The 24678-nt window shown below is 73.6% G+C and carries 22 protein-coding genes; 10 read left to right on the top strand and 12 right to left on the bottom strand.

The annotated features are described in order from the left end of the window. Positions 1-37: 37 nt before the first annotated feature. The gene (locus tag OG447_RS19045) at positions 38-838 is read right to left on the bottom strand and encodes a carbon-nitrogen hydrolase family protein (RefSeq protein ID WP_266937975.1); all 801 of its coding nucleotides are present in this window, start codon (positions 836-838) and stop codon (positions 38-40) included. A 190-nt stretch (positions 839-1028) separates the two neighbouring features. Next, on the bottom strand, positions 1029-1412 hold the full coding sequence (locus OG447_RS19040) for a hypothetical protein (RefSeq protein WP_266937974.1): 384 nt from the start codon (positions 1410-1412) through the stop codon (positions 1029-1031). Between the two features lie 799 nt (positions 1413-2211). Between OG447_RS19040 and OG447_RS19035 the strand changes: the two genes are divergently transcribed. Next, a complete protein-coding gene (locus OG447_RS19035; protein WP_266937973.1) occupies positions 2212-2808 on the top strand; it encodes a TIGR03086 family metal-binding protein in 597 nt (198 codons plus the stop codon). A gap of 118 nt (positions 2809-2926) precedes the next feature. Beyond that, positions 2927-3232, top strand: a complete 306-nt coding sequence (locus OG447_RS19030; RefSeq protein ID WP_266937971.1) for a WhiB family transcriptional regulator — start codon at positions 2927-2929, stop codon at positions 3230-3232. Positions 3233-3414: 182 nt separating this feature from the next. On the opposite strand, the gene OG447_RS19025 is transcribed toward OG447_RS19030, so the two are convergent. Further along, entirely contained in the window at positions 3415-3870 is a 456-nt protein-coding gene (locus OG447_RS19025; protein ID WP_073920257.1) for an Lrp/AsnC family transcriptional regulator, read from the bottom strand. A 10-nt stretch (positions 3871-3880) separates the two neighbouring features. After that, on the bottom strand, positions 3881-5335 hold the full coding sequence (locus OG447_RS19020; protein WP_266937970.1) for an amino acid permease: 1455 nt from the start codon (positions 5333-5335) through the stop codon (positions 3881-3883). Positions 5336-5713: 378 nt separating this feature from the next. Here OG447_RS19020 and OG447_RS19015 point away from each other — a divergent pair, with 378 nt between their 5' ends. The 7 genes from OG447_RS19015 to OG447_RS32310 all read left to right on the top strand — a co-directional run bounded on the left by OG447_RS19015 (position 5714) and on the right by OG447_RS32310 (position 15253). Further along, positions 5714-6727 (top strand): GDSL-type esterase/lipase family protein, encoded by a 1014-nt coding sequence (locus OG447_RS19015; protein ID WP_266937969.1) that lies wholly within the window; start codon positions 5714-5716, stop codon positions 6725-6727. 127 nt (positions 6728-6854) lie between these two features. Continuing rightward, positions 6855-7781, top strand: a complete 927-nt coding sequence (locus OG447_RS19010) for an SCO0930 family lipoprotein (RefSeq protein ID WP_266937968.1) — start codon at positions 6855-6857, stop codon at positions 7779-7781. A 132-nt stretch (positions 7782-7913) separates the two neighbouring features. Then, positions 7914-8747 (top strand): LytTR family DNA-binding domain-containing protein, encoded by an 834-nt coding sequence (locus OG447_RS19005; protein ID WP_266937967.1) that lies wholly within the window; start codon positions 7914-7916, stop codon positions 8745-8747. Between the two features lie 202 nt (positions 8748-8949). Continuing rightward, positions 8950-9225, top strand: a complete 276-nt coding sequence (locus tag OG447_RS19000; RefSeq protein ID WP_266937966.1) for a hypothetical protein — start codon at positions 8950-8952, stop codon at positions 9223-9225. Between the two features lie 216 nt (positions 9226-9441). Beyond that, positions 9442-11172, top strand: coding sequence for a cation acetate symporter (locus OG447_RS18995; RefSeq protein WP_266937965.1), 1731 nt, complete (start codon positions 9442-9444; stop codon positions 11170-11172). Continuing rightward, positions 11169-12404: a histidine kinase gene (locus OG447_RS18990; RefSeq protein ID WP_266937964.1), complete on the top strand. Its 1236-nt coding sequence runs from the start codon at positions 11169-11171 to the stop codon at positions 12402-12404. Before OG447_RS18995 ends, OG447_RS18990 begins: the two co-directional genes overlap by 4 nt. 50 nt (positions 12405-12454) lie before the next feature. Further along, on the top strand, positions 12455-15253 hold the full coding sequence (locus OG447_RS32310) for a LuxR C-terminal-related transcriptional regulator (protein WP_323181789.1): 2799 nt from the start codon (positions 12455-12457) through the stop codon (positions 15251-15253). On the opposite strand, the gene OG447_RS18975 is transcribed toward OG447_RS32310, so the two are convergent. Continuing rightward, positions 15214-15765 carry a sigma-70 family RNA polymerase sigma factor gene (locus tag OG447_RS18975; RefSeq protein WP_266937963.1) on the bottom strand — a complete coding sequence of 184 codons (552 nt, stop codon included), beginning with the start codon at positions 15763-15765 and terminating at the stop codon, positions 15214-15216. The two genes, OG447_RS32310 and OG447_RS18975, sit on opposite strands and share 40 nt — an antisense overlap. A 377-nt stretch (positions 15766-16142) precedes the next feature. Here OG447_RS18975 and OG447_RS18970 point away from each other — a divergent pair, with 377 nt between their 5' ends. Next, positions 16143-16550, top strand: a complete 408-nt coding sequence (locus OG447_RS18970; RefSeq protein ID WP_266937962.1) for a DUF1992 domain-containing protein — start codon at positions 16143-16145, stop codon at positions 16548-16550. Between the two features lie 99 nt (positions 16551-16649). Here the strand turns inward: OG447_RS18970 and OG447_RS18965 are convergent, their stop codons facing one another. The 7 genes from OG447_RS18965 to OG447_RS18935 all read right to left on the bottom strand — a co-directional run bounded on the left by OG447_RS18965 (position 16650) and on the right by OG447_RS18935 (position 24630). Next, on the bottom strand, positions 16650-18092 hold the full coding sequence (locus OG447_RS18965; protein ID WP_266937961.1) for a GuaB1 family IMP dehydrogenase-related protein: 1443 nt from the start codon (positions 18090-18092) through the stop codon (positions 16650-16652). A 139-nt stretch (positions 18093-18231) separates the two neighbouring features. Beyond that, positions 18232-19377 carry an XdhC family protein gene (locus tag OG447_RS18960; RefSeq protein WP_266937960.1) on the bottom strand — a complete coding sequence of 382 codons (1146 nt, stop codon included), beginning with the start codon at positions 19375-19377 and terminating at the stop codon, positions 18232-18234. Further along, positions 19377-20687 (bottom strand): transposase, encoded by a 1311-nt coding sequence (locus OG447_RS18955; protein WP_266937959.1) that lies wholly within the window; start codon positions 20685-20687, stop codon positions 19377-19379. The genes OG447_RS18960 and OG447_RS18955 overlap by 1 nt, the downstream gene beginning before the upstream one ends. 72 nt (positions 20688-20759) lie before the next feature. Continuing rightward, positions 20760-21407, bottom strand: coding sequence for a TMEM175 family protein (locus OG447_RS18950; protein ID WP_266937958.1), 648 nt, complete (start codon positions 21405-21407; stop codon positions 20760-20762). A 116-nt stretch (positions 21408-21523) separates the two neighbouring features. Then, complete coding sequence (locus OG447_RS18945; protein WP_266937957.1) at positions 21524-21865, bottom strand: nuclear transport factor 2 family protein; 342 nt, start codon at positions 21863-21865, stop codon at positions 21524-21526. Between the two features lie 12 nt (positions 21866-21877). Beyond that, positions 21878-23401, bottom strand: a complete 1524-nt coding sequence (locus OG447_RS18940) for an ATP-binding protein (RefSeq protein ID WP_266937956.1) — start codon at positions 23399-23401, stop codon at positions 21878-21880. Further along, a complete protein-coding gene (locus OG447_RS18935) occupies positions 23398-24630 on the bottom strand; it encodes an MFS transporter (RefSeq protein WP_266937955.1) in 1233 nt (410 codons plus the stop codon). Before OG447_RS18935 ends, OG447_RS18940 begins: the two co-directional genes overlap by 4 nt. Positions 24631-24678: the final 48 nt, after the last annotated feature.

The raw sequence follows: 24678 nt of genomic DNA, 5'->3' as shown, positions 1-24678 counted from the left end.
GGGTACGTCTCCTTGCGGCAGGGCTGGGGGAAAGGGGTCAGACGAGGGAGGCGTAGAGCCCGGGGCGGCGGTCGCGCAGGTAGGGATTGGTCTCGCGGGACGCCGCCAGCAGCTCGGGGTCGGCCTCGCCGAACACCAGCTCCTCGCCGCGGCCGGCCCGGGTCCGGGTGACCCCGTCGGGGCTCGCCAGGCAGCTGAGTCCGACGAATTCGAACTCGCCTTCCGGGCCGGTGCGGTTGACGTAGGCGATGTACATCTGGTTCTCGAAGGCCCGTACCGGGACGAGCTGTTCGGCGACGAACTGGAACGGGTGCATCTGCGCGGTCGGCACCAGGAGGAGGTCGGTGCCGGCGAGCGCGTGCGCCCGGACGTTCTCGGGGAACTCCACGTCGTAGCAGATCATGATGCCGACCCGGAGGCCGTTCAGGTCCGCCTGGACGACGGAGGTGTCGCCGGGGGTGAAGGCCTCCTGCTCGAAGCTGCCGAAGAGGTGGGTCTTGCGGTAGTTCGCGAGCGGGGCCCCCTCGGGGCCGATGAGCTGCGCCGCGTTGAAGACGGCGGAGCCGGCGCGCTCGGGGTAGCCGTACAGGACGGCGACCCCGTGGCGGCGGGCGATCTCGCCGATGGCCCGGGCGGACATGCCGTCGGCCGGTTCGGCGAGGGCGGCGATGTCCCGGACGTCCAGCGCGTAGCCGGTGAGGAACATCTCCGAGGTCACGAGGAGCCCGGCCCCGCCCTGTGCGGCGCGCGCCGCGGCCTCGTCGAGCGCCTTGAGGTTCGCGGCGGTGTCGCCGAGCCTTCCGGAGCTCTGGAGGAGGGCGGTGCGCAGCGGGGGCATGGACGTACCTCTGTGACAGGAGGGATGGGGGTGTCCCAAAACGGTACGTTCGCGCGTTCGACCCGGACAAGCCGTGACCGTTGCGCTCCGCGCATCGATTCGTTGCGTGTTCCGCGGCGTGCGCGGCGATTCGTTGCGCGCACCCCGCGGAGTCCCGTTTCCTGCCGTTCCGGGACGTCCCGGACGCCCTCTAGGAGGCGGCGCGGAAGGCCGGGTGCGCGGCCAGGAGCCGCAGGTCCTCCAGTATGCCGGGGGTGTGGTTGGACACGACGCGGCCGCTCCAGGTGTCGCACAGGGCGGGGACGGTCAGCGCGCCGTCGAAGTGGTGGCCGGCGGCCTCGTAGGCCCGGCGCAGCGCGGTGTACTCGGGGGCGGCGGTGTCGGGGCCGAGGACGGTGGTGGTGACGGTGCCGTCGAGGCCGAGCAGGGCGCGGGTGGTGAGCGTGCGGAGGGAGCGCGGACAGTCGGCCGAGAGGTAGAGGTGGTAGCGGTACGGGACCGGGGAGAAACCGGTGCCGATGCGGCCGCGCAGGGCGGGGGCCGGGACGGTGCGGGGCAGGACGGTCTGGGACATGGCTCTCCAGGGGGACGGGCGCGAGGGCTGCGGCTGCGGGCGCAAAGCTGCGGGTACGGGGCCGGGTGCGGCCGGCGTACGGGGCCTGCGTAAGGGGACCCGTACCGGGATGGGATGCGTACGGGGCCTGCGTACGGGGATCGGCCGCGCGGGCCGGATCGGCGTACGGGGATCAGCCGCGCCGGGCGAATGCGCTGCACACGCGCAGGAGGTCGATGTGCAGGCGCCGGGTCAGCCACCAGCGGCGGGGGGTCCGTGCCCCCGTACCCGCCGTCGAGGCCGTCTCCACCGGTGCCGTCCCCCGTCCGCCCGCTGCGTCCCGCCCCGCGGTGGTTTCCCTTTCCGCGGCGGGCGCTGTCCGTCGTGTCCGTCCCCCGCAGTCTCGTGGCGGCGCCCGGGGCCGTCAAGAAGGCGGCGACGGTCCGTTCCGCCGCACCGGCAACAAAAAATTCCGCGGCGGGCGTCGAGGTGCTCGCCCGTCCGGCGCGGGCCGCACCGACCGCCCCGCACCGCGGCTCCGCCCACCGTCCGGGCCGGACCGCGTGCGTGAACGTCCGGCTCGTGTCGCGATGAGAACGGGCTCCGCCGCCGGTCTACCTTTTAGGGGGTGTCCGGTGGATCAGGGCCGGGCCCGGCCCGCCTGGCACCGCGGCTTGCCGCGTTGTCGTCGGTCGTCAATGCTCCGCAGTGACTCCCTCCTCCGCCTTGCAATCCACGGCACCAGCCGACCCGGACTCTCCGACCCTGATCCACCGGACACCCCCTACTAGCTAGACCCATCGCCCCGGAGGAACGGCAGATGACCGATACGACGACTCTTGACCTCGGACCACAGGCCCGGATCGTGGCCCGTCTCGTGGCGGGCGTCCCGGACGCCCTGCTCGCCGGCCCCACGCCCTGCCCCGAGTACGCGGTCAGCAACCTGCTGGGCCACCTCGAAGGCCTCGCCGTCGCCTTCCGCGACGCCGCCCGCAAGGACCTGAGCCCCACGACGGACACGGACCCCGGCTCAGCCCTGCCCGCCCTGCCCGCCGGCTGGCGCGAGGACCTGCCCCGGGTCCTCGGTGAGCTGGCCGAGGCCTGGAGGGATCCGGCCGCATGGACCGGTATGACCCGCGCGGGCGGCGTGGACCTACCGGGCGAGATCGCGGCTGCGGTGGCCGTCGACGAACTGGTCATCCACGGCTGGGACCTGGCCCGGGCCACCGGCCAGGAGTACGCACCCGATGAGGCCGCGCTGCGCGCCTCGCATGCGTTCCTGCTCGCGGCCGCCGACGAAGAGAGCCGCGGCGAGATCTTCGGCCCCGTCGTGCCCGTGCCGGACGACGCCCCGCTGCTGGACCGGGCAGTCGGGCTGAGCGGGCGCGATCCGGGCTGGACGCGACGCGCGGGTTAGCCCGGGGTGCCGGCGGCCGGGGAGGCGTCGGCGGGTTCCGAGGGCTGGGTTTCAAGGGGCGGACGGCGGTCAGACGCGGAAGGACGGCACACGGGACAACCCACGGGAGGGAACCGCCATGTCCGACGTCTCACGCCTGCCCGGCGCCACGCACCAGTCCTGGCAGTGGCAGTCGAGGGCGGCTTGCCGGGATCTGGGGACCGGCCGGTTCTTCCATCCCGCCGGTGAGCGGGGCGAGGACCGCGAGGAGCGGGACGCGGCCGCGAAGCGGGTGTGCGCGGGGTGCCCGGTGCGGGCGGAGTGCCTGGAGCACGCGCTGCGGACCCGCGAGCCGTTCGGGGTCTGGGGCGGGCTGACGGAGGAGGAGCGCCGCGCCCGGCCGGCCCTGCGGGAGCCCGCCACACGGGCTGCGCCCCGCCACTGAGGCCGCCAGGCCAGGGCCGCCCGAACGTGAGGCGCGACGCCATTGCTGGGGCTCCGCCCCAGACCCAGCGCCTACAACGCCGGCGGGGCTGGATGTGGCCCGGCGTTTCCAGCCTCGCCGGCGTTTGAGGCGCGGGGTCCGGGGCGGAGCCCCGGTCTTTTCGCTTACCCGCCCGGAGGGCGTCAGGCCGGGGCGCCCGAGGTGAAGCGGCGGAGGAGCGGGGAGAGGACCAGCACCGACTTGGTGCGCTCCACGAACGGCTCGCCCGCGATCCGCTCCAGCACGCGCTCGAAGTGGCGCATGTCGGAGGCGAAGATCTGCACGAGGGCGTCCGCGTCGCCGGTGACGGTCGACGCGGACACCACCTCGGGGTACCGCCCCAGCCCTCGCCGGATGTCGTCCGGCGAGGTGTTGTGGCGGCAGTAGATCTCGATGAAGCCCTCGGTCTCCCAGCCCATCGCGGCCGGGTCCACCCGGACGGTGAAGCCGGTGATGGCGCCTTCCGCCCGCAGCCGGTCCACGCGCCGCTTGACGGCGGGGGCGGAGAGCCCGACCTCGGAGCCGATGTCCGCGTAGGAGCGGCGGGCGTCCTCGGCGAGGGCGTGCACGATGCGTTCGTCGAGATCGTTCAGTCGCACTGCGGGTGGATCACTTCTCTGCTGTGGCCAGTCGGGAGCGGCGGATGCCGTACTGGAAGTAGAACACGAGGCCGACGATCATCCAGCCACCGAAGACGATCCACGTGGCGGTGTCCAGGCTGAACATCATGTAGCCGCAGGCGAGCAGGCCGAGGATCGGCGTGACCGGGAAGAGCGCGACCTTGAAGGTGCGCGGCATGTCCGGGCGGGTCCTGCGCAGGATGACGACGGCGACGTTGACGAGGCCGAAGGCGAACAGGGTGCCGATGCTGGTGGCGTCGGCGAGCTTGCCGAGCGGGATGAAGGCCGCGAGCGTTCCGCAGAAGAGGGAGACGATCACCACGTTGGCGCGGGGGGCGCCGGTCTTCGCGTCGACCCGGGCGAAGACCTTGGGGACGAGCCCGTCGCGGGACATGGCGAAGAGGATGCGGGTCTGGCCGTAGAGGACGGCGAAGACGACGGAGGCGATGGCGACGACGGCGCCCGCGGCGAGGACGACGCCCCAGAAGGTGTGGCCGGAGACGTCGGTCATGATCTGGGCGAGCGCAGCCTCGGTGCCCTCGAAGTCCTGCCACGGCATGGCGCCGATGGCGACGAAGGCGACAAGGACGTAGAGCACGGTGACGATCAGCAGCGAGAGCATGATCGCGCGGGGCAGGTCGCGCTTGGGGTTCTTGGCCTCTTCACCGGCGGTGGAGGCGGCGTCGAAGCCGATGTACGAGAAGAAGAGGGTGGCGGCGCCGGCGCTGATGCCGGCGATGCCCAGCGGGGCGAGGGGGGTGTAGTTGCCGCCCTTGATGCCCAGGAAGCCGATGCCGATGAAGAGCAGCAGGGTGACGATCTTCACCGCGACCATGATCGAGTTGATCCGGGCGCTCTCCTTGGCGCCGCGCATCAGGAAGACCATGGCGAGCAGGACGACGACGAGCGCCGGCAGGTTGATGTAGCCGCCGTCGCCCATCGGGGAGGACAGCTGTTCGGGGATGGTGATCCCTATGGTGCCGTCGAGCAGTTCGTTGAGGTACTCGCCCCAGCCGACGGCGACCGCCGCGACGGACACGCCGTACTCCAGGACCAGGCACCAGCCGCAGATCCAGGCGACGAGCTCGCCCATGGTGGCGTAGGAGTACGAGTACGAGGACCCGGAGACGGGCACCGATCCGGCCAGCTCCGCGTAGGAGAGGGCGGAGAAGAGGGCGGTGAGGCCCGCGATCACGAAGGAGATCGTCACGGCGGGGCCGGCCTTGGGGGCGGCGGTGCCGAGGACGACGAAGATGCCGGTGCCCAGGGTCGCGCCGATGCTGATCATCGTCAGCTGCCACATGGTGAGCGAGCGGCGCAGCGTGCCGCCCTCTCCCTGGCCGCCCTCGGCGACCAGCTGCTCGACCGGCTTGCGGCGGAGCAGCGGGCTGACGGGCCTGGGGGGCTCGGTGGTGACGGGTGGCGCCTGGCCGTGGTCGAGCACGAGGGGACTCCTTCTTCACTGCGGATGGGGACTGTCAGGCGTCGACCGCAGCGGTCCGGAGCAGCAGCAGGCGGGCATGAGCCTGCCAGGGCATGGGGGGACCGCCGAGCAGGCGATCCGCGCCACTCCACGTACAGCGAGTGAGCCTACGAGCTGAGTGATAGCGCCCGTAATGCACCATCCTTGCACATTGGCGCACGATCGTTGCGCGGATCTGTCCTGGATGGTCCTTTGTTGCGCACGGATGATCGATCAGTGCGCAACCACCCTTTGACCCCCTTCTTGACACCTCGTCACATGTGCCGCAGCGTGCGCCTTGGACCTGGTAACGGGTCCGTGCGGGGTACGGGGGGCGTATCCGACGATCGGAGGCGAAGAGTGAGCGAACCGAGCCCTGACGAGCGGTGGCTGGACCCCGGGCCGTTCCTGCGCGGGGTCGCCTGGCTGGACAAGGGCCGTCCCGTCCGGGCCGACCCGGCGGACACCATGCGGCTGCCCTGGGACACCGGCGAGCGGGCCACGCTGCCCATCGGGGTACGGCTGGAGTTCACCACCGAGACCGCGCGGGCGGTGGAGATCCGCTACCGCGGGACCGTCCCCGGCCCCACCGACGCACTGCGCGACCTGGCCCACGGCTTCGCACTGTGGGACCGGCACGGGGTGGTCGCCGAGGTGTTCACCGAACCGGCCGCGGAGGCCGTCGTACGGATCGACCTGCACGGAGGCCACGGGCCCTTCACCATCCACCCGCCGGAGACCCAGTCCCCGCTGATCCTGGCCCTGCGCGGGATAGGCGGCCCCGTCACCCCCGCGCCGGCCGCGCCGCGCTGGGTGGTGCACGGGGACTCCATCACCGAGGGCTGGTGGTCCACCCGCCCCGCGCACGGCTGGCCCGCGGTCGCCGGCCGCGCCCTGGGCTGGGACACCGTGAACCTCGGCTACGCGGGCGCCGCGCGCGGCGAACTCGCCACCGCCGAACAGCTCGCGGGCCTGCCCGCCGACGTGCTCACGCTCGCCTTCGGCACCAACTGCTGGTCCCGGGTGCCGTTTTCGGCACCCCTCCTGTACGAGACCACGCGCGCCTTCCTCGAACTCGTCCGGCAGGGACACCCGCGGACCCCGCTGCTGCTGGTCTCGCCCGTCCTGCGGCCCGACGCCGAACGCACCCCGAACCGGCTCGGCGCCACCCTGGGCGCCCTGCGCGACGCGATGGAGCGGGCGGCCCGGGACCGGATCACCGCCGGGGACGACCGCCTCGCCGTGCTCCCGGGCCGGGACCTCCTCGGCGCCGAGCACCTGGAGGACGGTCTGCACCCCAACGACGCCGGACACCAGGTGCTCGGCCTCGCTGTGGCCACGGCTCTGCGACGGACCGGGTTCGGCACGGGGTGAGTGAAACAGCCCACACCGGTTTCCCCGGATTCCCTTGAACAGATCCCGCCCACCGGGGCGTGTCCTGAGCACAGTTGCCGCCGCCGAGGCGACGGCGCGGGAGACACCACACGTGGGAGAGATCAACATGGGTATGAAGCGCGGAACCACCCTTGCCGCGGTCGCGATGGCCGTCGTCCTCGCGGCGACCGCCTGCGGGCCCTCGGAGGAGAAGGCGGCCGACACGGCCCAGCCGGCCGGGGCCGCTTCCTCCCAGGGCTCCCAGGCTCCCGCGGCGGACGCCGGATCGGGTGCCAAGCCCGCCGGCCAGCTGGCCATCGCCGCCAACGAGCAGCTCGGCTCGGTCCTCAACGACAGCGCCGGGCTCACGCTCTACCGCTTCGACAAGGACACCGCCAAGCCCTCGAAGTCGAACTGCGAGGGGGACTGCGCGAAGACCTGGCCGGTGGTCGCGGCGGGCGACGCCACCGCCTCCGCGGGCATGGACCCGGCCCTGCTGGGCGAGGTCGTACGCAGCGACGGCAGCAAGCAGCTGACGGTGGCCGGCTGGCCCGCGTACCGCTTCAACAAGGACACCAAGGCGGGCGACATCAACGGCCAGGGTGTCGGCGGCACCTGGTTCGCCTTCGCCCCCGACGGCAAGAAGGCCGCGAAGGCCGCCCCGGCGCCGGCCGCCGGTGGCGCGGCCGAGGCGGGCGCGGCCCTGTCCGTGGCGAAGGACGCCAAGCTGGGCGACCACATCGTCGACGGGAAGGGCATGACCGTCTACCGGTTCAAGCCGGACACCGCATGGCCGATGGTCTCCAAGTGCGAGGGCGACTGCCTGACCAAGTGGCCGGTCGTCCCGCCGGTGGACAAGGCCAACGCCAAGGGCATCACCGAGCGGAACTACCTCGTGCTGGACCGGCCCGACGGCAAGAAGCAGCAGACGGTGGACTGCTGGCCGGTCTACACCTTCGCGGGTGACAAGAAGCCCGGCGACATCAACGGCCAGGGCGTCGGCGGCACCTGGTACGCGGTGGCCCCCGACGGCAAGCTCATCACCGTCCAGTAGCCGGCGCCGCGTCACCCCACCCCCCACACACCGGACCGCGCGGCCCCCGACCACCCCCGCGGGGGCCGCGCACCCGTTCCGGCTCTTCTGCCGTCCGGCCCTGTTCGCCGGACAGGACCTAGACTCGGCCGCATGCTGCGTGTGCTGGCCGTCGACGACGAGAAGCCGCTCCTCGAGGAGCTCCTCTACCTGTTGCGCTCCGACCCCCGGGTGCACAGCGCGGACGGCGCCTCGGACGCCACCGAGGCCCTGCGCCGGATCACCCGGGCGCTGGAGACGGGCCCGGACGGGGCCGACGGCATCGACGTGGTCTTCCTCGACATCCACATGGCCGGGCTGACCGGCCTGGACATCGCGCGGCTGCTCGCCGGCTTCGCCCGGCCGCCGCTGATCGTGTTCGTCACCGCCCACGAGGGCTTCGCGGTACAGGCCTTCGACCTCAAGGCCGTGGACTACGTCCTCAAGCCCGTGCGCCCGGAGCGGCTGGCCGAGGCCGTACGGCGGGTCTGCGCCCAGCTGGACCGCTCCACGCAGGGCCCGCCGGCCGCCTCCCCGGAGGCCGCCGCGCCCGCCGCCCCGGCCGTACCCGCGGCGCGCCGCCCGGCTCCCGAGCCCGGCGTCGCCGACCGCGCCCCGGACCAGATCGCCGTCGAACTGGGCGGGGTCACCCGGTTCGTGGCGATCGACGACATCGCCTACGTCGAGGCCCAGGGCGACTACGCCCGGCTGCACACCGACGAGGGCAGCCACCTGGTCCGGATCCCGCTGTCCACGCTGGAGGAGCGCTGGGCGGCCCGCGGGTTCGTCCGGATCCACCGCCGCCACCTGGTGGCCCTGGGCCGGATCGACGAACTGCGGCTGGACGCGGGCACCACCACCGTCCGGGTCGGGTCCGCGGAACTCCAGGTGAGCCGCAGGCACGCGCGGGAACTGCGGGACCTGCTGATGCGCCAGGCCACCGGCTGACACCGGCCGCGCCGGCCGCGGGGCGGGGGCGCTCGCGGGGCGGGGCGCTCTCCCGACCGTCCGGCGTGCCCGTCGGCCGTTCGTCGCGCCGGGAGGGGCGTACGGCGATCCGCCGGGGCCGTCGGACGCACGGGCGGCCCCAACGGCCCGTCACCTCCGGTGCCCGCGCGTATCGTGGATCTTCCGGCGTGGGAGGAGCGTGATGTCCGAGATCCAGGCGCTGCTCGACGCCCTGACCGGACTGCCCCGCACCCGGCCGGCCGGCCCCGCCGAGACCGAGGTCCTGCTGGCCGGCCTGCGCAGTGCGGCCGCCCGCTGGGCCGATGTGCTGTACGAGGCCGGTGAGGGCGTCCGCTGCCAGGTGCCGCCCCGCGCGGAGGCGGCGCTGACCCTGGCCTTCCGGCGCGCGGAGGAGTCGTACGTGGAGCTGGAGATCGCCCTGCGCGACTGCGCGGAGCACCGCGACCCGGCGATCTGACCCGGTCCCGGCCCGACCTGAGCCGGTCACGGCCCGACCCGACCCGGTTCCTTCCGACCCGGTCTCGGCCGGACCTCACCCCGGTCCCGGCCCGGTCCGGCCGGCCCCGCGTCGCCGGGCGGCCCAGGCCGGGCCGAGCAGGCCAGATCGCGTCTGTTGCCCGGTCCTGGGCGTGCATAGAATCCGGTCACCCCGCCCCTGCCGAAGGACCGACCGGTGAACCAGACGTACGCGCTGACCGCGGTCACCGTCGTCGTCCTGGCCACGGTCCTGGTCGGCGCGCTGGGGCTGCGGATATCCCGGACCACCTCCGATTTCTACGTCGCCTCGCGCACGGTGGGGCCCCGGCTGAACGCGGCGGCCATCAGCGGGGAGTACCTCTCGGCCGCCTCCTTCCTCGGTGTCGCGGGACTGGTGCTGCTCCAGGGGCCCGAGCTGCTCTGGTACCCGGTGGGCTACACCGCCGGGTACCTGGTGCTCCTGGTGCTCGTGGCGGCCCCGCTGCGGCGCTCGGGCGCGTACACGCTGCCCGACTTCGCCGAGGGCCGGCTGGAATCGCAGGCGGTGCGCCGGATCGCGGTGCTGTTCGTGGTGGGGGTCGGCTGGCTCTACCTGCTGCCGCAGCTCCAGGGCGCGGGCCTGACCCTGGAGATCCTGACGGGGGCCCCGCACTGGGCGGGCGGGGTGGTCGTCGCCTCCGTCGTCAGCGCGGCCGTGGCCGCCGGCGGGATGCGCAGCATCACCTTCGTGCAGGCCTTCCAGTACTGGCTCAAGCTCGCCGCCCTGCTGGTCCCGGCCTTCTTCCTGATCGCCGCGTGGGCCGGGGACGGCGCCCCGCGCGCCACCTTCGACGCCCCCGCCGTCTTCCGCGAGCACACCGCCGTCACGGTCGCCGAGGACGTCCGGCTGTCGGTGGAGGAGCCGCTCGCGCTGACGGTCACCGGGCAGGTGGACGGGCGGACGTACCAGGCCGCCCCGCTGACCCTGGCCGCCGGGCAGCATTCCGTACGGGCCCGCACGCGCCTGGAGTTCTCCCCGGGCACCGCGGTCCCGCAGTCCCGGGCGGAGTCGGGTCCCGGGGTGTCCAGCTGGTCCTCGCCGCTGGCCGGGGACCACCGGGAGCAGCGGCTGTACGCGACGTACGGGCTGATCCTCGCGACCTTCCTCGGCACCATGGGCCTGCCGCACGTCGCGGTGCGCTTCTACACCAGCCCCAACGGGCGGGCCGCGCGGCGCACCACGCTGGTCGTGCTCGCGCTGGTCGGCGTCTTCTACCTGCTGCCTCCGGTGTACGGGGCGCTGGGCCGGATCTACGCCCCCGAGCTGGCCCTGACCGGCGACGCGGACGCGGCGGTGCTGGTGCTGCCGGAGCGCGTGCTCGGCGGGCTGCTCGGCGAACTGCTGGGGGCGCTGCTGGCCGGGGGCGCCTTCGCGGCGTTCCTGTCCACGGCTTCGGGGCTGACCATGGCGGTGGCCGGGGTGCTGCACCAGGACGTGCTGCCCGCGCGCGGGGTGCGCAGCTTCCGCCTCGCGGTGCTGGTGGCGGTCCTCGTGCCGCTCGCCGGGAGCGTGGCGGCCAGCGAGGTGCCGGTGGCGGACGCGGTGGGCCTGGCCTTCGCCGTGTCGGCATCGTCGTTCTGCCCGCTGCTGGTGCTGGGCATCTGGTGGCGCGGGCTGACCCCGCCCGGTGCGGTGGCCGGTCTGGTCACCGGCGGCGGGGCGGCGCTGAGCGCCGTACTGGCGACCCGGGCGGGGCTGGCTCCGGCGGGCTGGGGGCACACGCTGCTGGCCTGGCCGGCCGCCTGGTCGGTGCCGCTCGGGTTCCTGACGATGGTCCTGGTGTCGCTGGCCACCCGGTCGCGGATACCCGGCGGGACGGCGGCCACGCTGGCCCGGCTGCACCTGCCGGAGGACGTGGCCGTGGACCGGGCGGCGGGTGCGCGGTGAGCGCGGCCCTGCTCTCCGTGCTCGCGGTGGCCGGTGCGGCGCTGCTGCTGGGCGTCGGCTGGGCTGCGGGCAGGTGGCAGGCCCGGCGCGGTGAACGGGCCGCCGGGCTGGACCTGGGGACCCCGGTGGAGCGGGCCACGTTCCACACCCTGCACACGGCTTCGCTGGCCGCTCCCCCGCTGCGCGCCGGGCTGACCGAGGACGCCGCCCGCAAGGCGGCGAAGCGGCTCCGGTCGTTGCTGGGCACGGAGGCGCTGTGCCTGACGGACCGGGAGTCGGTGCTGGCCTGGGACGGGCCGGGCGCCGACCACCACGAGCGGCGGGCGATGGCGCGGGTGGCGGTGATGCTGGCGTCGGGGCGCAGCCAGAGCGTGCGGACCGAGTGCCAGCGGCCCGGCTGTCCGCTGAAGTGGGCGGTGGTGGCCCCGCTGACCGGCGAGGACGGGGTGCTGGGGGCGCTGGTGGCCTACGGCTCGCGGGAGTCGGCCGTGCTGGTGCGGGCGGCGACCGAGGTCGCGCGCTGGGTGTCGGTGCAGCTGGAGCTGTCCGAGCTGGACCGGTCGCGGACCCGGCTGATGGAGGCGGAGATCAAGGCGCTGCGGGCGCAGATCTCCCCGCACTTCATCTTCAACTCCCTCGCGGCGATCGCCTCCTTCGTGCGGACCGATCCGGAGCGGGCCCGGGATCTGCTGCTGGAGTTCGCGGACTTCACCCGGTACTCCTTCCGCCGGCACGGTGACTTCACCACCCTCGCGGACGAGTTGCGTTCCATCGAGCAGTACCTGGCGCTGGCCGGGGCCCGGTTCGGGGACCGGCTGAAGGTGACCTTGCAGGTGGCGCCGGAGGTGCTGCCGGTGGCGCTGCCGTTCCTGTGCCTCCAGCCGCTGGTGGAGAACGCCGTCAAGCACGGGCTGGAGGACTCCACGCAGGTGTGCCGGATCAGCATCTCGGCGCAGGACGCCGGCTCGGAGGCGGTGATCACGGTCGAGGACAACGGGATCGGGATGGATCCGGCCCTGCTGCGCCGCATCCTGGCCGGGGAGCACGGCGCTTCCTCCTCCGGCATCGGGCTGCCCAATGTCGACGAGCGGATCCGGCAGGTGTACGGGGACGCGTACGGGCCGGTGATCGAAACGGGTGTCGGAGCCGGCATGAAGATCACCATACGGATTCCCAAATTCCGTGCCGGTGTGCACAGTTCACCGCCGGAGCCCCCTCTCCCCCGGCCCTGACCGCGTGTCATCCTACGATCGGCGCGATGTGACCGGAGGGGCCGGGCGACGTGTGGGTCGGGCGAGAACAACATCGTGACGAGGTACGGGAGTGGGTGCGCGCGGGCGCGGAGGGCGGCAGTGACGGCGGCGCCCTGCTGAGGGTGGAGGGCGAGGCCGGCGCGGGCCGGACCGCCTTCGTACGGGAGGCCGTGGCCGGGGCCGCCGCCCGGGGCTGCCGGGTGCGGTACGCGGCGGCGGACGCGCTCGGGGTGGCACTGCCGCTGCGCGCCGCACTGGACTGCCTGCACCCCGACGGCCCCCGCCGGGAGGCCGTGGTCTCCCTGCTGCGGGAGGCGGGGTCGGCCGCGCGGCCGGGCGGGGCGCTGCTGGCGGCCATGGACCTGCTGGCGGCCGGGGCCGAACGGTGGTGCGACGAGCGGCCGCTGCTGCTGGTGCTGGACGACGCGCACTGGGCGGACCCGGCCAGTCTGCTGCTGTGGCGGCGCCTGGCCCGGTCCGCGGAGCGGCTGCCGCTGCTCCTGGCGGTGACGCGCAGGCCGCTGCCGCGGCGGCCCGAGGTGGAACTGCTGTGGGCGGTGCCGGGTGGGCCGACGGTCAGGCTGGAGCCGCTGTCCGCCGCGGAGACGGCCGGGCTGCTCCGGGACGCGCTGGGGGCCCCGGCGGGACCCCGGCTGCGGGAGGCCGCCGCGCTGGCGGGCGGCAATCCACGGCTGCTGGGGGAGCTGCTGGAGCAGTGGTCGGGGCTGATCCGCGTCGACGGGGACCTGGCCGAACTGACCGTTCCCGTGGGCGGGTTGCCGCCCGTGCCCGCTTCGCTGGCCCGGAGGCTGGGCTACCTCCACCGGCGGGCCCGGGCGACCTTGCGGCACGCGGCGCTGCTGGGCCCGGAGTTCACGGCGCGCGAGCTGGCCCTCGTACGGGCGCGGCCCGCGCGGGAGCTGATGGGGGTGCTGGAGGAGCCGGTCCTGGCCGGGCTGCTGGAGGACACCGGGGACCTGCTGCGCTTTCGCCACCCCGCCCTGTGCCGGGCCCTGTACGCCGAGACCCCCGGGGCTCTGCGCACGGCCCTGCACCACGACGCGGCCCGGGCCTTCGCCGAGGCGGGGCTGGATCCGGCGCGGACCGCCGAGCAGCTGCTGCGCGGCGGTCCCCTGAGCGCGTGGGCGGTGCGCTGGCTGGCGGACTCGGCCCCGGGGCTGGTGTCCGGGGCGCCGGGGCCCGCGGCCGAGCTGCTGGAGCGCGCCCTGGAGCAGGGCGGCCTCCCTCCGGAGACGCTGGAGGCGCTGGAGGAGCAGCTGGCGGACGCCGCGCTGATGCTGCGCCGGCCGGAGTCGGTGGACCTCCTCGCCGGGCTGCGGACCCGGACCACGGACCCCGACCGGCGGGCCGCGGTGGACTTCAAGCTGGTGTCCGCGCTGATGATCCAGGGGGACATGGACCGTTCCCTGGCGGTCACCGAGCGGGCCCTGGCCGAGGACTTCCCCTCCGCCCCGTGGCGGCTGCGCCTGGAGGCGTGCCGGGTGCTGGCCCTGGCCGATCTGCACCGGCCCGCCGAGGCGTACACGCTGGCCGGGCCGCTGGTGGCGCGGGCGGAGCGGCTGGGCGATCCGCTGTGCGGGGCCGAGGTCCACCACGCCGTGTCCTTCGCCCTGTTCCACCTGAACCGCGGGCGGGAGTCGCTGCGCCATGCCGCCGAGGGGATCGCGTACGCGCGGCGCAGTCCGGCCGCCAACGACATGCGGCTGCTGCTGCTGGCGAACCAGGCGGAGGGGCATCTGCGGTTCGGCGAGCCGCGGATCGTGGCGGCGGCGCTGCGGGAGGCGCGGGAGCTGGCGGTGGCGACCCGCTCCACGGGGCGGCTGGTGGTGACCGAGGCACGGCTCGCCGAGTTCCACTACCGGCTCGGTGACTGGGACGCGGCCCTGGAGGCGGTGGCCCGGGCGGGCGCCCTGCCGGTCTCCGACGGCTGGCTGCCGGTGGTGGTGCGGGGGCTGCGCGCACGGGTGCTGGGCCACCGCGACGAGCGGGAGGCGGCGGGGGCCGAGCTCGCGGCGCTGCCGGCCGATGCCTTCGCCACGCCGGCGGCCCGCCGCTACGCCTCCCACGTGCTGCTGGCCCGGGCGCTGCTGGCGGAGCGGGACGGCCGCCCGGCGGACGCGCTGGCCGCGCTGGAGCCCGCGCTGGCGGACGTGTCCGACGAGGCGGTGGCCTACGGGCGCCCGTGGGTGCTGTCGGAGATCGTCCGGCTCGCGCTGGAGAGCGGGGAGACCGCCACGGCGCGGGCGGCGGTGACCGCGTGCGGGCGCACGGTGTCGGCGCTGCCGGGGTATCCGGGGCCGGAACTGGCGCTGCTGCGGTGCCGGGGCCTGTTCGCGCAGGATCCCGAGCTGCTGGCGCGGGCGCTGGTGCGGGGCGAGAGCGGCGGGTGGCCGCTGGTGCTGGGCCACCTCCTGGAGGACCTGGCGGTGGCCCGCGCCTGGCGCGGGGACCTCACCGGCTCGCGGGCGGCGCTGACCCGCGCGGTGACGGCGTACGAGGGGCTGGGCGCCCGGTGGGACACCGCGCGGGCCGATGCCCGGCTGCGGAGCCTGGGGGTGCGCCGGGGCGGCCGGTCGGCGCGGCGCAGGGCGGCGAGCGGCTGGGAGGCACTGACGCCGGCCGAGCTGAAGGTGGCCCTGCTGGTGGCGCAGGGCCGCTCGAACCCGGAGATCGCCTCGGCCCTGTTCCTCTCGCCGCGGACGGTGCAGACGCACGTGTCGCACATCCTGGCCAAGCTCCAGGTCCGCTCCCGTGCGGCGGTGGCGGCTCAGGCGGCGGCGCGGCCCCCGGGGGCGGCGGGCCCGTAGCCGGGCATGGCGGCGCGCAGGGCCCGCAGGGCGTAGTGGGTGCGGGACTTCACGGTTCCGGCGGGCACGCCCAGCGCCTCGGCGGCCTCGCACACGGAGGCGCCGCGGAAGTAGATCTGCACGAGCACGGCGCGGTGCTCGGGGCTGAGTAATCGCAGGGCCTCGCGGACGTCGAGGGCGGCGACGGCCTGCTCGGTGCGGTCGTCGGCGGCCGGGGCGTTCTTCAGGGCGTCCGGCCCGACCTCGGAGGGCCGGACCTGGCGGGCGCGGCGGGCGTCGATGGCGAGCCGCCGGGCGACGGTGTACAGCCAGGGCCGCATGGAGGCGTGGCCGCTCTCCAGTGCCTCGGGGTGCTTCCAGGCGCGGACGAGGGTCTCCTGGAGGAGGTCCTCGGCCCGGTGCCGGTCGCCGAAGGTCAGGCCGAGGAGGAAGCCGTACAGGGCCTTGCCGTGCTCGCTGTGGAGCCGGGCGAGGGCGTGCGCCTCGGTGTGCCGGGTGAGCGTACTGGTCACGGGGTGCCCCTTCCAGGCCGGATGACCTGAGGGTGACGGACCGGCTCCGCGGTGTTATCCGCCGCTTGGCGTAGGCCGTCCCGCCGGGCGCCGACCGGTCGAACGGACAGGCCGAACGGCCGCGTCGAACGGTCCACCGGCCACCGGACACGGCGGCCGTGCGGGACCGTTGGTTACCGTGGAGGGGTGTCCCGCTAGTGCTGTGGCCGGAAAGGTTTGCCGGGTCGCGTCGTCCGGTGCGGTGCATCGCAAGGCGGAGGGCCGCGACCCGTACTGGACGTACCGGCGCGGTCCGACAACGCGGCGAGGCGCCGTGCCGGGCGGCGCGACCGGTGGACCTTTCCGGTCACAGCACTAGACGGACGGGAAGTGATCTTGTGACGGAGCGCAAACCCCCGGGCGTGAGCTTCGAGTCCTGGACGGACCGGCAGATCCGCGAGGCCGAGGAGCGCGGCGCATTCGCCGACCTGCCCGGTTTCGGCAAGCCGCTGGCCGAGGTGGACGAGCCGTACGACGAACTGTGGTGGATCCGCAAGAAGATGGCCCGCGAGGGCATGACCTCGATGCTTCCGCCGGCCCTGGCCCTGCGCAAGGAGGCCGAGGACGCGCTGGCCGCGGTGGCCGCTGCGCCGTCCGAGCGGGCCGTACGGGATCTGCTGGAGCCGGTCAACGAGAAGATCGCCGCGGCGCTGCTCAGGCCGCCGCCGGGCCCGCCGCTCGGCCGGGGGCGGATCGATGTGGACGAGGCCGTCCGGGAGTGGCGCGAGGCCCGCGGGAAGGCGTGACGGCGGGCGTGTCCGGGGGGCGGCCCCCGGGTACGCCCGTGGCCCCGGCCGTCCGCGCGGGACGGCCGGGGCCACGGGAAGAGCGGTACCGCGGGGGAACTAGCTCCAGCTGGCGTGCAGCGGCTTGCCCTCGGCGTAGCCGGCGGCGGACTGGATGCCGACCACGGCCTTCTCCTCGAACTCCGCGAGGGAGCCGGCACCGGCGTAGGTGCAGGAGGAGCGGACGCCCGCGATGATCGAGTCGATCAGGTCCTCGACGCCCGGACGGGTCGGGTCGAGGAACATGCGCGAGGTGGAGATGCCCTCCTCGAACAGCCCCTTGCGGGCGCGGTCGTAGGCCGACTCCTCGCTCGTGCGGTTCTGCACGGCGCGGGCGGAGGCCATGCCGAAGGACTCCTTGTACAGGCGCCCGTCGGCGGACTGCTGGAGGTCGCCCGGGGACTCGTACGTACCGGCGAACCAGGAGCCGATCATGACGTTGGAGGCGCCGGCGGCCAGCGCCATCGCCACGTCGCGCGGGTGGCGGACGCCGCCGTCGGCCCAGACGTGCTTGCCGTACTTCTTCGCCTCGGCCGCGCACTCCAGCACCGCGGAGAACTGCGGGCGGCCCACGCCGGTCATCATGCGGGTGGTGCACATGGCGCCGGGGCCCACGCCGACCTTGATGATGTCGGCGCCGGCGTCGATGAGGTCCTTGACGCCCTCGGCGGCGACGATGTTGCCCGCCACGATCGGGACCTGCGGGTCCAGCGCGCGGACGGCCTTGATCGCGTTGAGCATCGACTCCTGGTGGCCGTGCGCGGTGTCGATGACGAGCGTGTCCACGCCCGCGTCGAGCAGCTGCTTGGCCTTGGCCACGAAGTCGCCGTTGATGCCGACGGCCGCGGCGATGCGCAGCTTGCCGTTCGCGTCCGTGGCCGGGGTGTACAGGGTGGCCCGCAGGGCGCCCTTGCGGGTGAGGATGCCGACGAGCCTGCCGTCCTTGTCGACGGCGGGGGCCAGCTTGCGGTGGCCGGCGTCGAGCTGGTTGAAGGCCTCGCGGGGGTCGATGTCGGCGTCGATGAGCAGCAGCTCCTTCGACATGACCTCGGAGAGCTGGGTGAAGCGGTCCACACCGGTCAGGTCGTGGTCGGTGACGACGCCGACCGGGCGGCCCTCGGCGTCGACGACGACACCGGCGCCGTGGGCGCGCTTGGGCAGCAGGGACAGGGCGTCGGCGACGGTCTGGGTGGGCGCCAGCGTGATCGGGGTGTCGAGCACGAGGTGGCGGGTCTTCACCCAGGAGATGACGTCGGTGACGATCTCGATCGGGATGTCCTGCGGGATCACGACGATGCCGCCGCGGCGGGCCACGGTCTCGGCCATGCGACGGCCGGCGATGGCGGTCATGTTCGCGACCACGAGGGGAATGGTGGTGCCGGTGCCGTCGGGCGCGGAGAGGTCCACGCCCTGGCGGGAACCGACCGCGGAGCGGCTCGGCACCATGAACACATCGTCGTACGTCAGGTCGTACGGCGGCTTCAGGTCATTGAGGAAACGCACGTGCTGAACATCCCAGTCAATCGGAGGTGCCTCGACAGGGTGGCAGCCGAGGAAACGCACGTACTTCATTCTCCCACGTCCTGGTGTTCACCACGCCCGGGCCGATCGTCCAGGACATACCGGGCCGGGTGGTTCTTTCCTACGGGACCTTGGTCCCGGCGGGCCGCCGGTGGATCGGTTCGCGGCGGCCGGTCAGCGGGGCCACCGAGCCGCCGTGCCGCACGGCGGTGAACTCGGCGGCGATGGCCAGGGCGGTCTCCTCGGGGGTGCCGCCGCCCAGGTCCAGGCCGATGGGTGAGCGCAGCCGGGCCAGCGCGGCCCGGGTCACCCCTTCCTCGCGCAGCCGTCCGGCCCGCTCGGCGTGGGTGCGCCGCGAGCCCATGGCGCCCACGTACCCCAGCGGCAGCCGCAGGGCGAGCGCCAGCAGCGGTACGTCGAACTTGGCGTCGTGGGTGAGGACGCAGACGGCGGTACGGGCGTCCAGCCGGCCCGCGTCCCGTTCGGCGGCCAGGTGCCGGTGCGGCCAGTCCACGATCACCTCGTCGGCGCCCGGGAAGCGCTCCGGGGTCGCGAAGACGGGCCGGGCGTCGCAGACGGTGACCCGATAGCCGAGGAAGGCGCCGATCCGCGCCAGGGCGGCGGCGAAGTCGATGGCTCCGTATACGAGCAGCCGGGGCCGTTCGGCCGCGGACTCGACGAGCAGGGTCAGGGGCTGCCCGCACAGGCCTCCTGCCGTGCCGAGTTCGGCGGTGCCGGTGCGGCCGGCCAGCAGCAGGGCCCGTACGCGTCCGGCGGCGGCCCGGTCCAGGGCCGCGCCGCCGTCCAGCCCGCCCTCGTAGGATCCGTCGGCGTGGACGGCGAGCGCCCGGCCGAGCTGGCGCGGCGGGCCGGAGACCACCCGGGCCAGTGCGGCCCGCGCCCCGCCCGCGGCGGCGTCGAGCACCGAGCCGAGGACGGGCCGCACCGGGTCGCGCCCGCGGACCGGGGTGACCAGCACGTCGAGGACTCCCCCGCAGGTCAGCCCCACGGCGAAGGCGTCGTCGTCGCTGTAGCCGAAGCGGTGCAGGCCGCCCTCTCCGGAGGCGATCGCGTCGAGGCAGAGCTCGTGCACGGCGGACTCCACGCAGCCCCCGGAAACGGAGCCGAGCGCGGTGCCCCGGTCGTCCACGGCGAGCGAGGCTCCCGGGCCGCGCGGCGCGCTGCCGCTGACCGCCACCACGGTGGCCAGCGCGAATTCCCGCCGCGCGGCGCACCACGCGCGTAGCCCGTCGGCTATGTCGAGCATCAGCGGATGTACTCGCGGCGCGCGGTCTGTCCGGGGATGAGCGGCCGCGGCGGCAGGACCGCCGGGGCGGGAGGGCGGGCGGCGGGATGCCGGGCCGCCGCCGCCCGGACGGCGGCCGACCGGGTGGCTGCGGGAAAGCTCTCGGGCTCCCGGCCGCGCGAGCCGAGCAGTTTCGCCGCGTGGGCCACGCTCGCCAGGGTGGCGTGGTGGTGCCAGCCCCGGAAGGAGCGGCCCTCGAAGTCGCGGATGCCCGCGGGTTCGCAGGTCTCCGTGAAGTCGAGGGAGACCCGGTCGGTGAGTTTGGCGAGCAGGAAGAGCTGGGCGAGCGGCCGGTCCCCGATGTTGGTGACCCAGAACTCGGTGGGCATCAGGGCGGCTTCGGTCCAGGCTCCGACCAGCAGGAGGGGGGTGGGCGGAGCGGGCACGAGCCGGTCCTCGCTGGGGGTGGCGAGGATCGAGGCGGAGGTCAGCAGGGTCACTGCTCCTTCTCCGCGGCCGTGCCGGGTCCACTCGACGACGCGGCGCTGGGAGCGCAGGGAGTCGATGAGTTCCCGGGCGGGTGCCGTGTGCGGCCCGGGCTTGTGCCGTCCCGCGCCGCCGAAGGAGACGGGCAGCGTGCCGTCGACCTTGAAGACGAAGGGGATGTCCTGGAGTGCGAAGGACTCGATGCTCTGCGGGAGATCGCTGTTGGCGACCTCCATCACCACGGGGCGGCGCTGGAGCTGCCAGGTCGCGGCCATCCGCTGTACGGCGTTCACCGCGTCCTGGGCGGGGGTGAGCGAGCGGGCCGTGTCGGGGATTCCGGCCCGCCGCCTGCGCAGCAGTTCGCTGGTCCAGGGCCCCGGGAGGGTGAGGGTCCACTCGACCGGGAAGCTGGCCTCGCTGGATGCGAGCCAGATCCCGCTGGCCTGCTGGCAGTTGGCGGTGCGGCCGAGCTGCGGGACGAACTGCCGGCCGACGCCGACCGAGCGGTCGCCGGCCTTCTCTATCACCATGGGCTGCAGCACCCAGGCCAGCGGGCGCTGGGCGGTGCGTTCGAGGTGCTGGGCGAGGGAGCGGCGCACCGGAGTCCAGTCCCAGGGGGACTTGCTGATGAACTGCTGGAGGCTCTGCTCCACGGAACTGGCGCCCGTTCCGGCAATGTTACGGATGGTTTTCTTGCCGGTGGTCTGCACGAGGCCGTTCAGATAAACGCGGGCCCAGTTTCGCTGGTCCCGCCGGGGTAAGGACTCGAAGAGCAGAGAGATCAGTACATCGATCAATTCGGAGATTTCCCTTTCGGAATCCTCCGGCAGGACTACGCGAGCCATCTCGGCCTCCCCCGCGACCAGCTAGATCCATTACCCTACTTGACCGCGGAGAACGGCCGTAGGCCCCGGCGGCTACTTCCTGAGGTCGCTGGCAGTTTCGAGCCGCTCTTCCTCTACCACGAGGGGGATGGGGATCTGGTTCGCCGCATAGTAGATCGCGATCAGGAAGTGTGCGACAAGAGTCAGCGGTGCGGAGATGAACGCCAGCAGGACGGTGAGCGGGTACGCGATCGCGCCGAGACCGAAACGCACCCGGGTGGCGCGGGCGCCGTCCTTGTCCACCTGCTCGTGGAAGAGGTGGCCGACCCGGGTGACGTACCACCAGAAGGCCATGAAGGCGAGGGCGTAGGCCACGGTGACGGCACTGTAGAGGACAGCGGCCGCGTTCGCCGACTTCCCGTCCTCGACGAGGTGTTCGGCGAGAACGGTGGTCGTGTAGGGAATCACCGATACCACCATCAGCACCAGGAGATTCAGGAACAACAGCGGTCGGTCCACCCGCTTGAGGTGACTGAAGATGGTGTGGTGGTTCACCCACATGACGCCGATGATGAGGAAACTCACCACATAGGCGGCGTAATGCGGCCACTGTTCCCGGACCCCGTGCCAGAACTCCGATCCCGTTTCTTCCGGAACCTTCAATTCCAGAACAAGGATCGTGATGATGATGGCGAATACACCGTCGCTGAATGCCTCGACGCGCCCGGTTTCGTGTTCCATGACCTCCCCTTTGCCATGTGGTGCATAAATGCAACTTGCCGGCCCTCGTATGTCACACATACGGGGAGGGCGATCTTCTCCCGCCCTCCCCGCACACGCTACCCAGATTGCAGAACTCAGCCGCCGAACCCGGCCGTCTGCCGCCAGATTCGGCCATCGCGGACCACAAGTGTCCCGAACGCGTGCTCCGGTTCACCGTTCAGGTTCATGATCGCCCGGTAGAAGATGGTGTCTTCGGTCTCGATGTACTCCTGGAGTTCGACCAGGGTGGGCTTCACGGTGAGATAGCCGGTGAACGTCTCACGAACGGCGTCGATGCCGACCGAGACCCCTTCGAAGCGCAGCAGTACGGCGTCGTCGGTGTAGTTCTTCATCACCGCCTCGATGTCCAGTGCGGCCAGCGCGTCCATCTGGCGGACGAACACCGGGTGCAGCTTGGAGATGTCGTACTTGGCCATGTCGACTCCCATTCAACTGGTGGAGGAACTGCTGGAGGGACTGGTGGAGACGGGCGCACCGGCTGGTGCGGCAGGTGGGGCGCAGGACGCGGCGGTGCCGGCGAAGGGCAGCCGGACCACCATCCGGGTCTCTCCGGGACGCGAGCGGGCCGTGATGGACCCGCTGTGGCGCTGGGTCACGATGCGGTAGCTGAGGTGCAGCCCCAGGCCCGTGCCCTTGCCCACGTCCTTGGTGGTGTAGAAGGGTTCGAAGATCCGCGGCAGGGATTCCTCGGGGATGCCGCGGCCGGTGTCGGCGATCTCCACGACCATGCAGATCCCCTCGGCCCGGGCGCGCAGCGTGAGCACACCGGACCCCTCCATGGCCTCGGCCGCGTTGTCGACCAGGTTGGTCCACACCTGGTTCAACTCGCTCGGGTAGCCCGTCAGTTCGGGCAGGCCGGGTTCGTACGCGCGCACGATGCTGATCCCGGCGAGCTTGGCACGCAGGACGACCAGCGTGTTCTCCAGTCCGTCGGTCACCGAGAACCGCTGCTCGGGGGCGCGGTCGAGATTGGCGTAATCCCGGGTGGCGGCCACCAGCTGGGAGATCCTGGGGCCGGCCGCGCGCAGCTCCGCCGCCAGCGAGCGGATCTCCAGCAGCGCCGCCAGGTGGTCCAGCCCCGCGGCCAGGGCCGGTTCGCCGACCCCCTCCAGCCGCTCCAGCAGCCAGCCCAGCTCCACCCCGAGGTCCGAGACCCCCGAGCCGAGCAGGCCGGAGCGTTCGGCGCCCGCCTCCTCGGCCCAGTCGGCGATCTCCTCCTCGGCGTCGGCCTGGGCCAGCGGATCGGTGATCTCCGGGGGCGGCAGCTTGTCCAGCTCTTCGGACAGCCGGTCGAAGACGGCGCGCTCGGCGCCCGTCGCGGACGCCCCCCAGGCCTGGGCGGTGCGGGTGAGCCGCTCCAGGGCGGGGGCCAGCTCCTGCGCGGCCCGGGCCACGGCGGCCGCCGGGTTGTTCAGTTCGTGCGCCAGTCCCGCGGCGAGGGTGCCGAGGGCCTCCACGGTGGCCCGCTTGCGGGCCTGCACCTCGGAGGACTTGATCCGCCAGGCCAGGACCGGCAGCAGTACGGCGGCCACTCCGTGGCAGCGGGTCAGCATCTCGAAGAAGACCGGCCTGGAGTAGGCGACGACCGTGGTCGACGGCCCGCTCGCGGCCGCGGTGGCCACGTACGAGCCCTCCGTGAGCAGCGGGAGCTCCCCGGTGAACCGGTGGGCGGCGGAGGGCTTGCCGTCGTGGTCCTCGGCGGCCGCGCTCTCCTCCTCGGTGGAGTGCCGGGTGAGCACCTCCTCGCGGCCGTCGACGACCTTGGTGACCACCAGCCCGCCCGAGAGCAGGACGTGGAAGCCCGTGGCCTCCTGGCCGTCGCGGAACAGCACCTCTCCGTCGGAGAGGACCCGCGGCTCGGACACCGAGACCAGCCAGTCCAGCTGCTCCTCGGTGATCGCGGCGAAGATCTCGAGCCCGTGCAGGGCGGAGCGCAGCTCCGGGGTGTTCATGCCGTGCTCCCCTCGGCCTTGGTACGGGCGGCCAGCCGCAGGGTGGCCAGCAGGGCGAGCGCGCACACCCCGGCGACGGCGGCCATGAAGCCGACCGAGGTGCGGTGCAGCCCGTGGATGTTGGTGAGCATCCCGGCGAGCACCGCCGGGACGCTCATCGCCAGGTACGCGAAGACGTAGACGGCCGCGGTCAGTTCACCGCGGTGCGCGGGATCGGCGAGCGCGCTCAGCGCCCGGAAGGAGCCGAGGAACGCCGCGCCCCAGCCGCTGCCGAGCACCGCGGTGGCCACCAGGAACACCGGCGCCGAGCCGAGGCCCAGCGCCAGCAGGACCAGGCCCAGCCCGGCGAGCAGCCCGCACAGGCCGATGACGGCGGTGCGCAGGGCCTCGGTGCGGCCGAGCAGCAGCTGGGCCACGGTGGCGGCGCCGGCGAGCAGGGCCACGGTGCCCCCGCCGACGAGGTAGTTGGTGGACTCCAGCAGCGACAGCACCAGGTGCGGGCCGAGCGAGAGGTAGAACCCGCCCACCGACCAGACGGCGACGATCGACAGGACGAGGACGGCGAAGCGGCCGCGGGCTCCGGCCGGTACGTGGATCCGGTGCGGGACCACCCGGAAGCGGCCTCCCGCCCCGGGCGCGCTCTCCCGCATCCGGACCACGCCCACCAGGCCGAGGGCGAAGGCCCCGATCAGCAGGAGGTAGCTCAGTACGGTCGGCGCGGGCGCGAACTGCACGAGCAGCCCGGCGCCGATCCCGCCCAGCCCGATGCCCACGGTCGGCCCCGCGCTGTTGACCTGGGCGCCGAGCGCGGGCCTGGAGGGCGGGGCGAGTTCGAGCAGGGCCGCGCCCATCGCGCCGGTGGCCAGACCCACGGCGAGCCCCTGCACGGCGCGGGCGGCGAGCAGCAGCGCGAGCCCGTCGGCGGCGGCGAACAGGGCCATGGAGACGATCGCCAGGACCAGGCCGGCGCCCAGGACGGGGCGCCGGCCCAGGGTGTCGGAGAGCGAGCCGAACAGCAGCAGGCCGGCCAGGACCGTGACCGCGTACAGGGCGAAGACCACCGTGATGATCCCGGAGGACAGGCCCCATTGCTGCTGGTAGAGGACGTAGAGGGCGGACGGGACGGAGGAGGAGAGCATCAGCAGGACGAGTACCGCGCCCACCACCCAGAAGCCGGAGCCTCTGGCCGGGCCGGCCGCGTGCGCGGCCCGGTGCGCGGCTGGGTGCACGGTAACCCCCGTGGTCGTCTTCGTCGGTTCGGCCACTGCTTCACTCAA

Origin of the sequence: Streptomyces sp. NBC_01408 (assembly GCF_026340255.1) — a bacterium.
Lineage (GTDB): Bacteria > Actinomycetota > Actinomycetes > Streptomycetales > Streptomycetaceae > Streptomyces.
The sequence above is the reverse complement of the archived record's forward strand: the minus strand, read 5'-3'. Positions and strand labels throughout refer to the sequence as shown.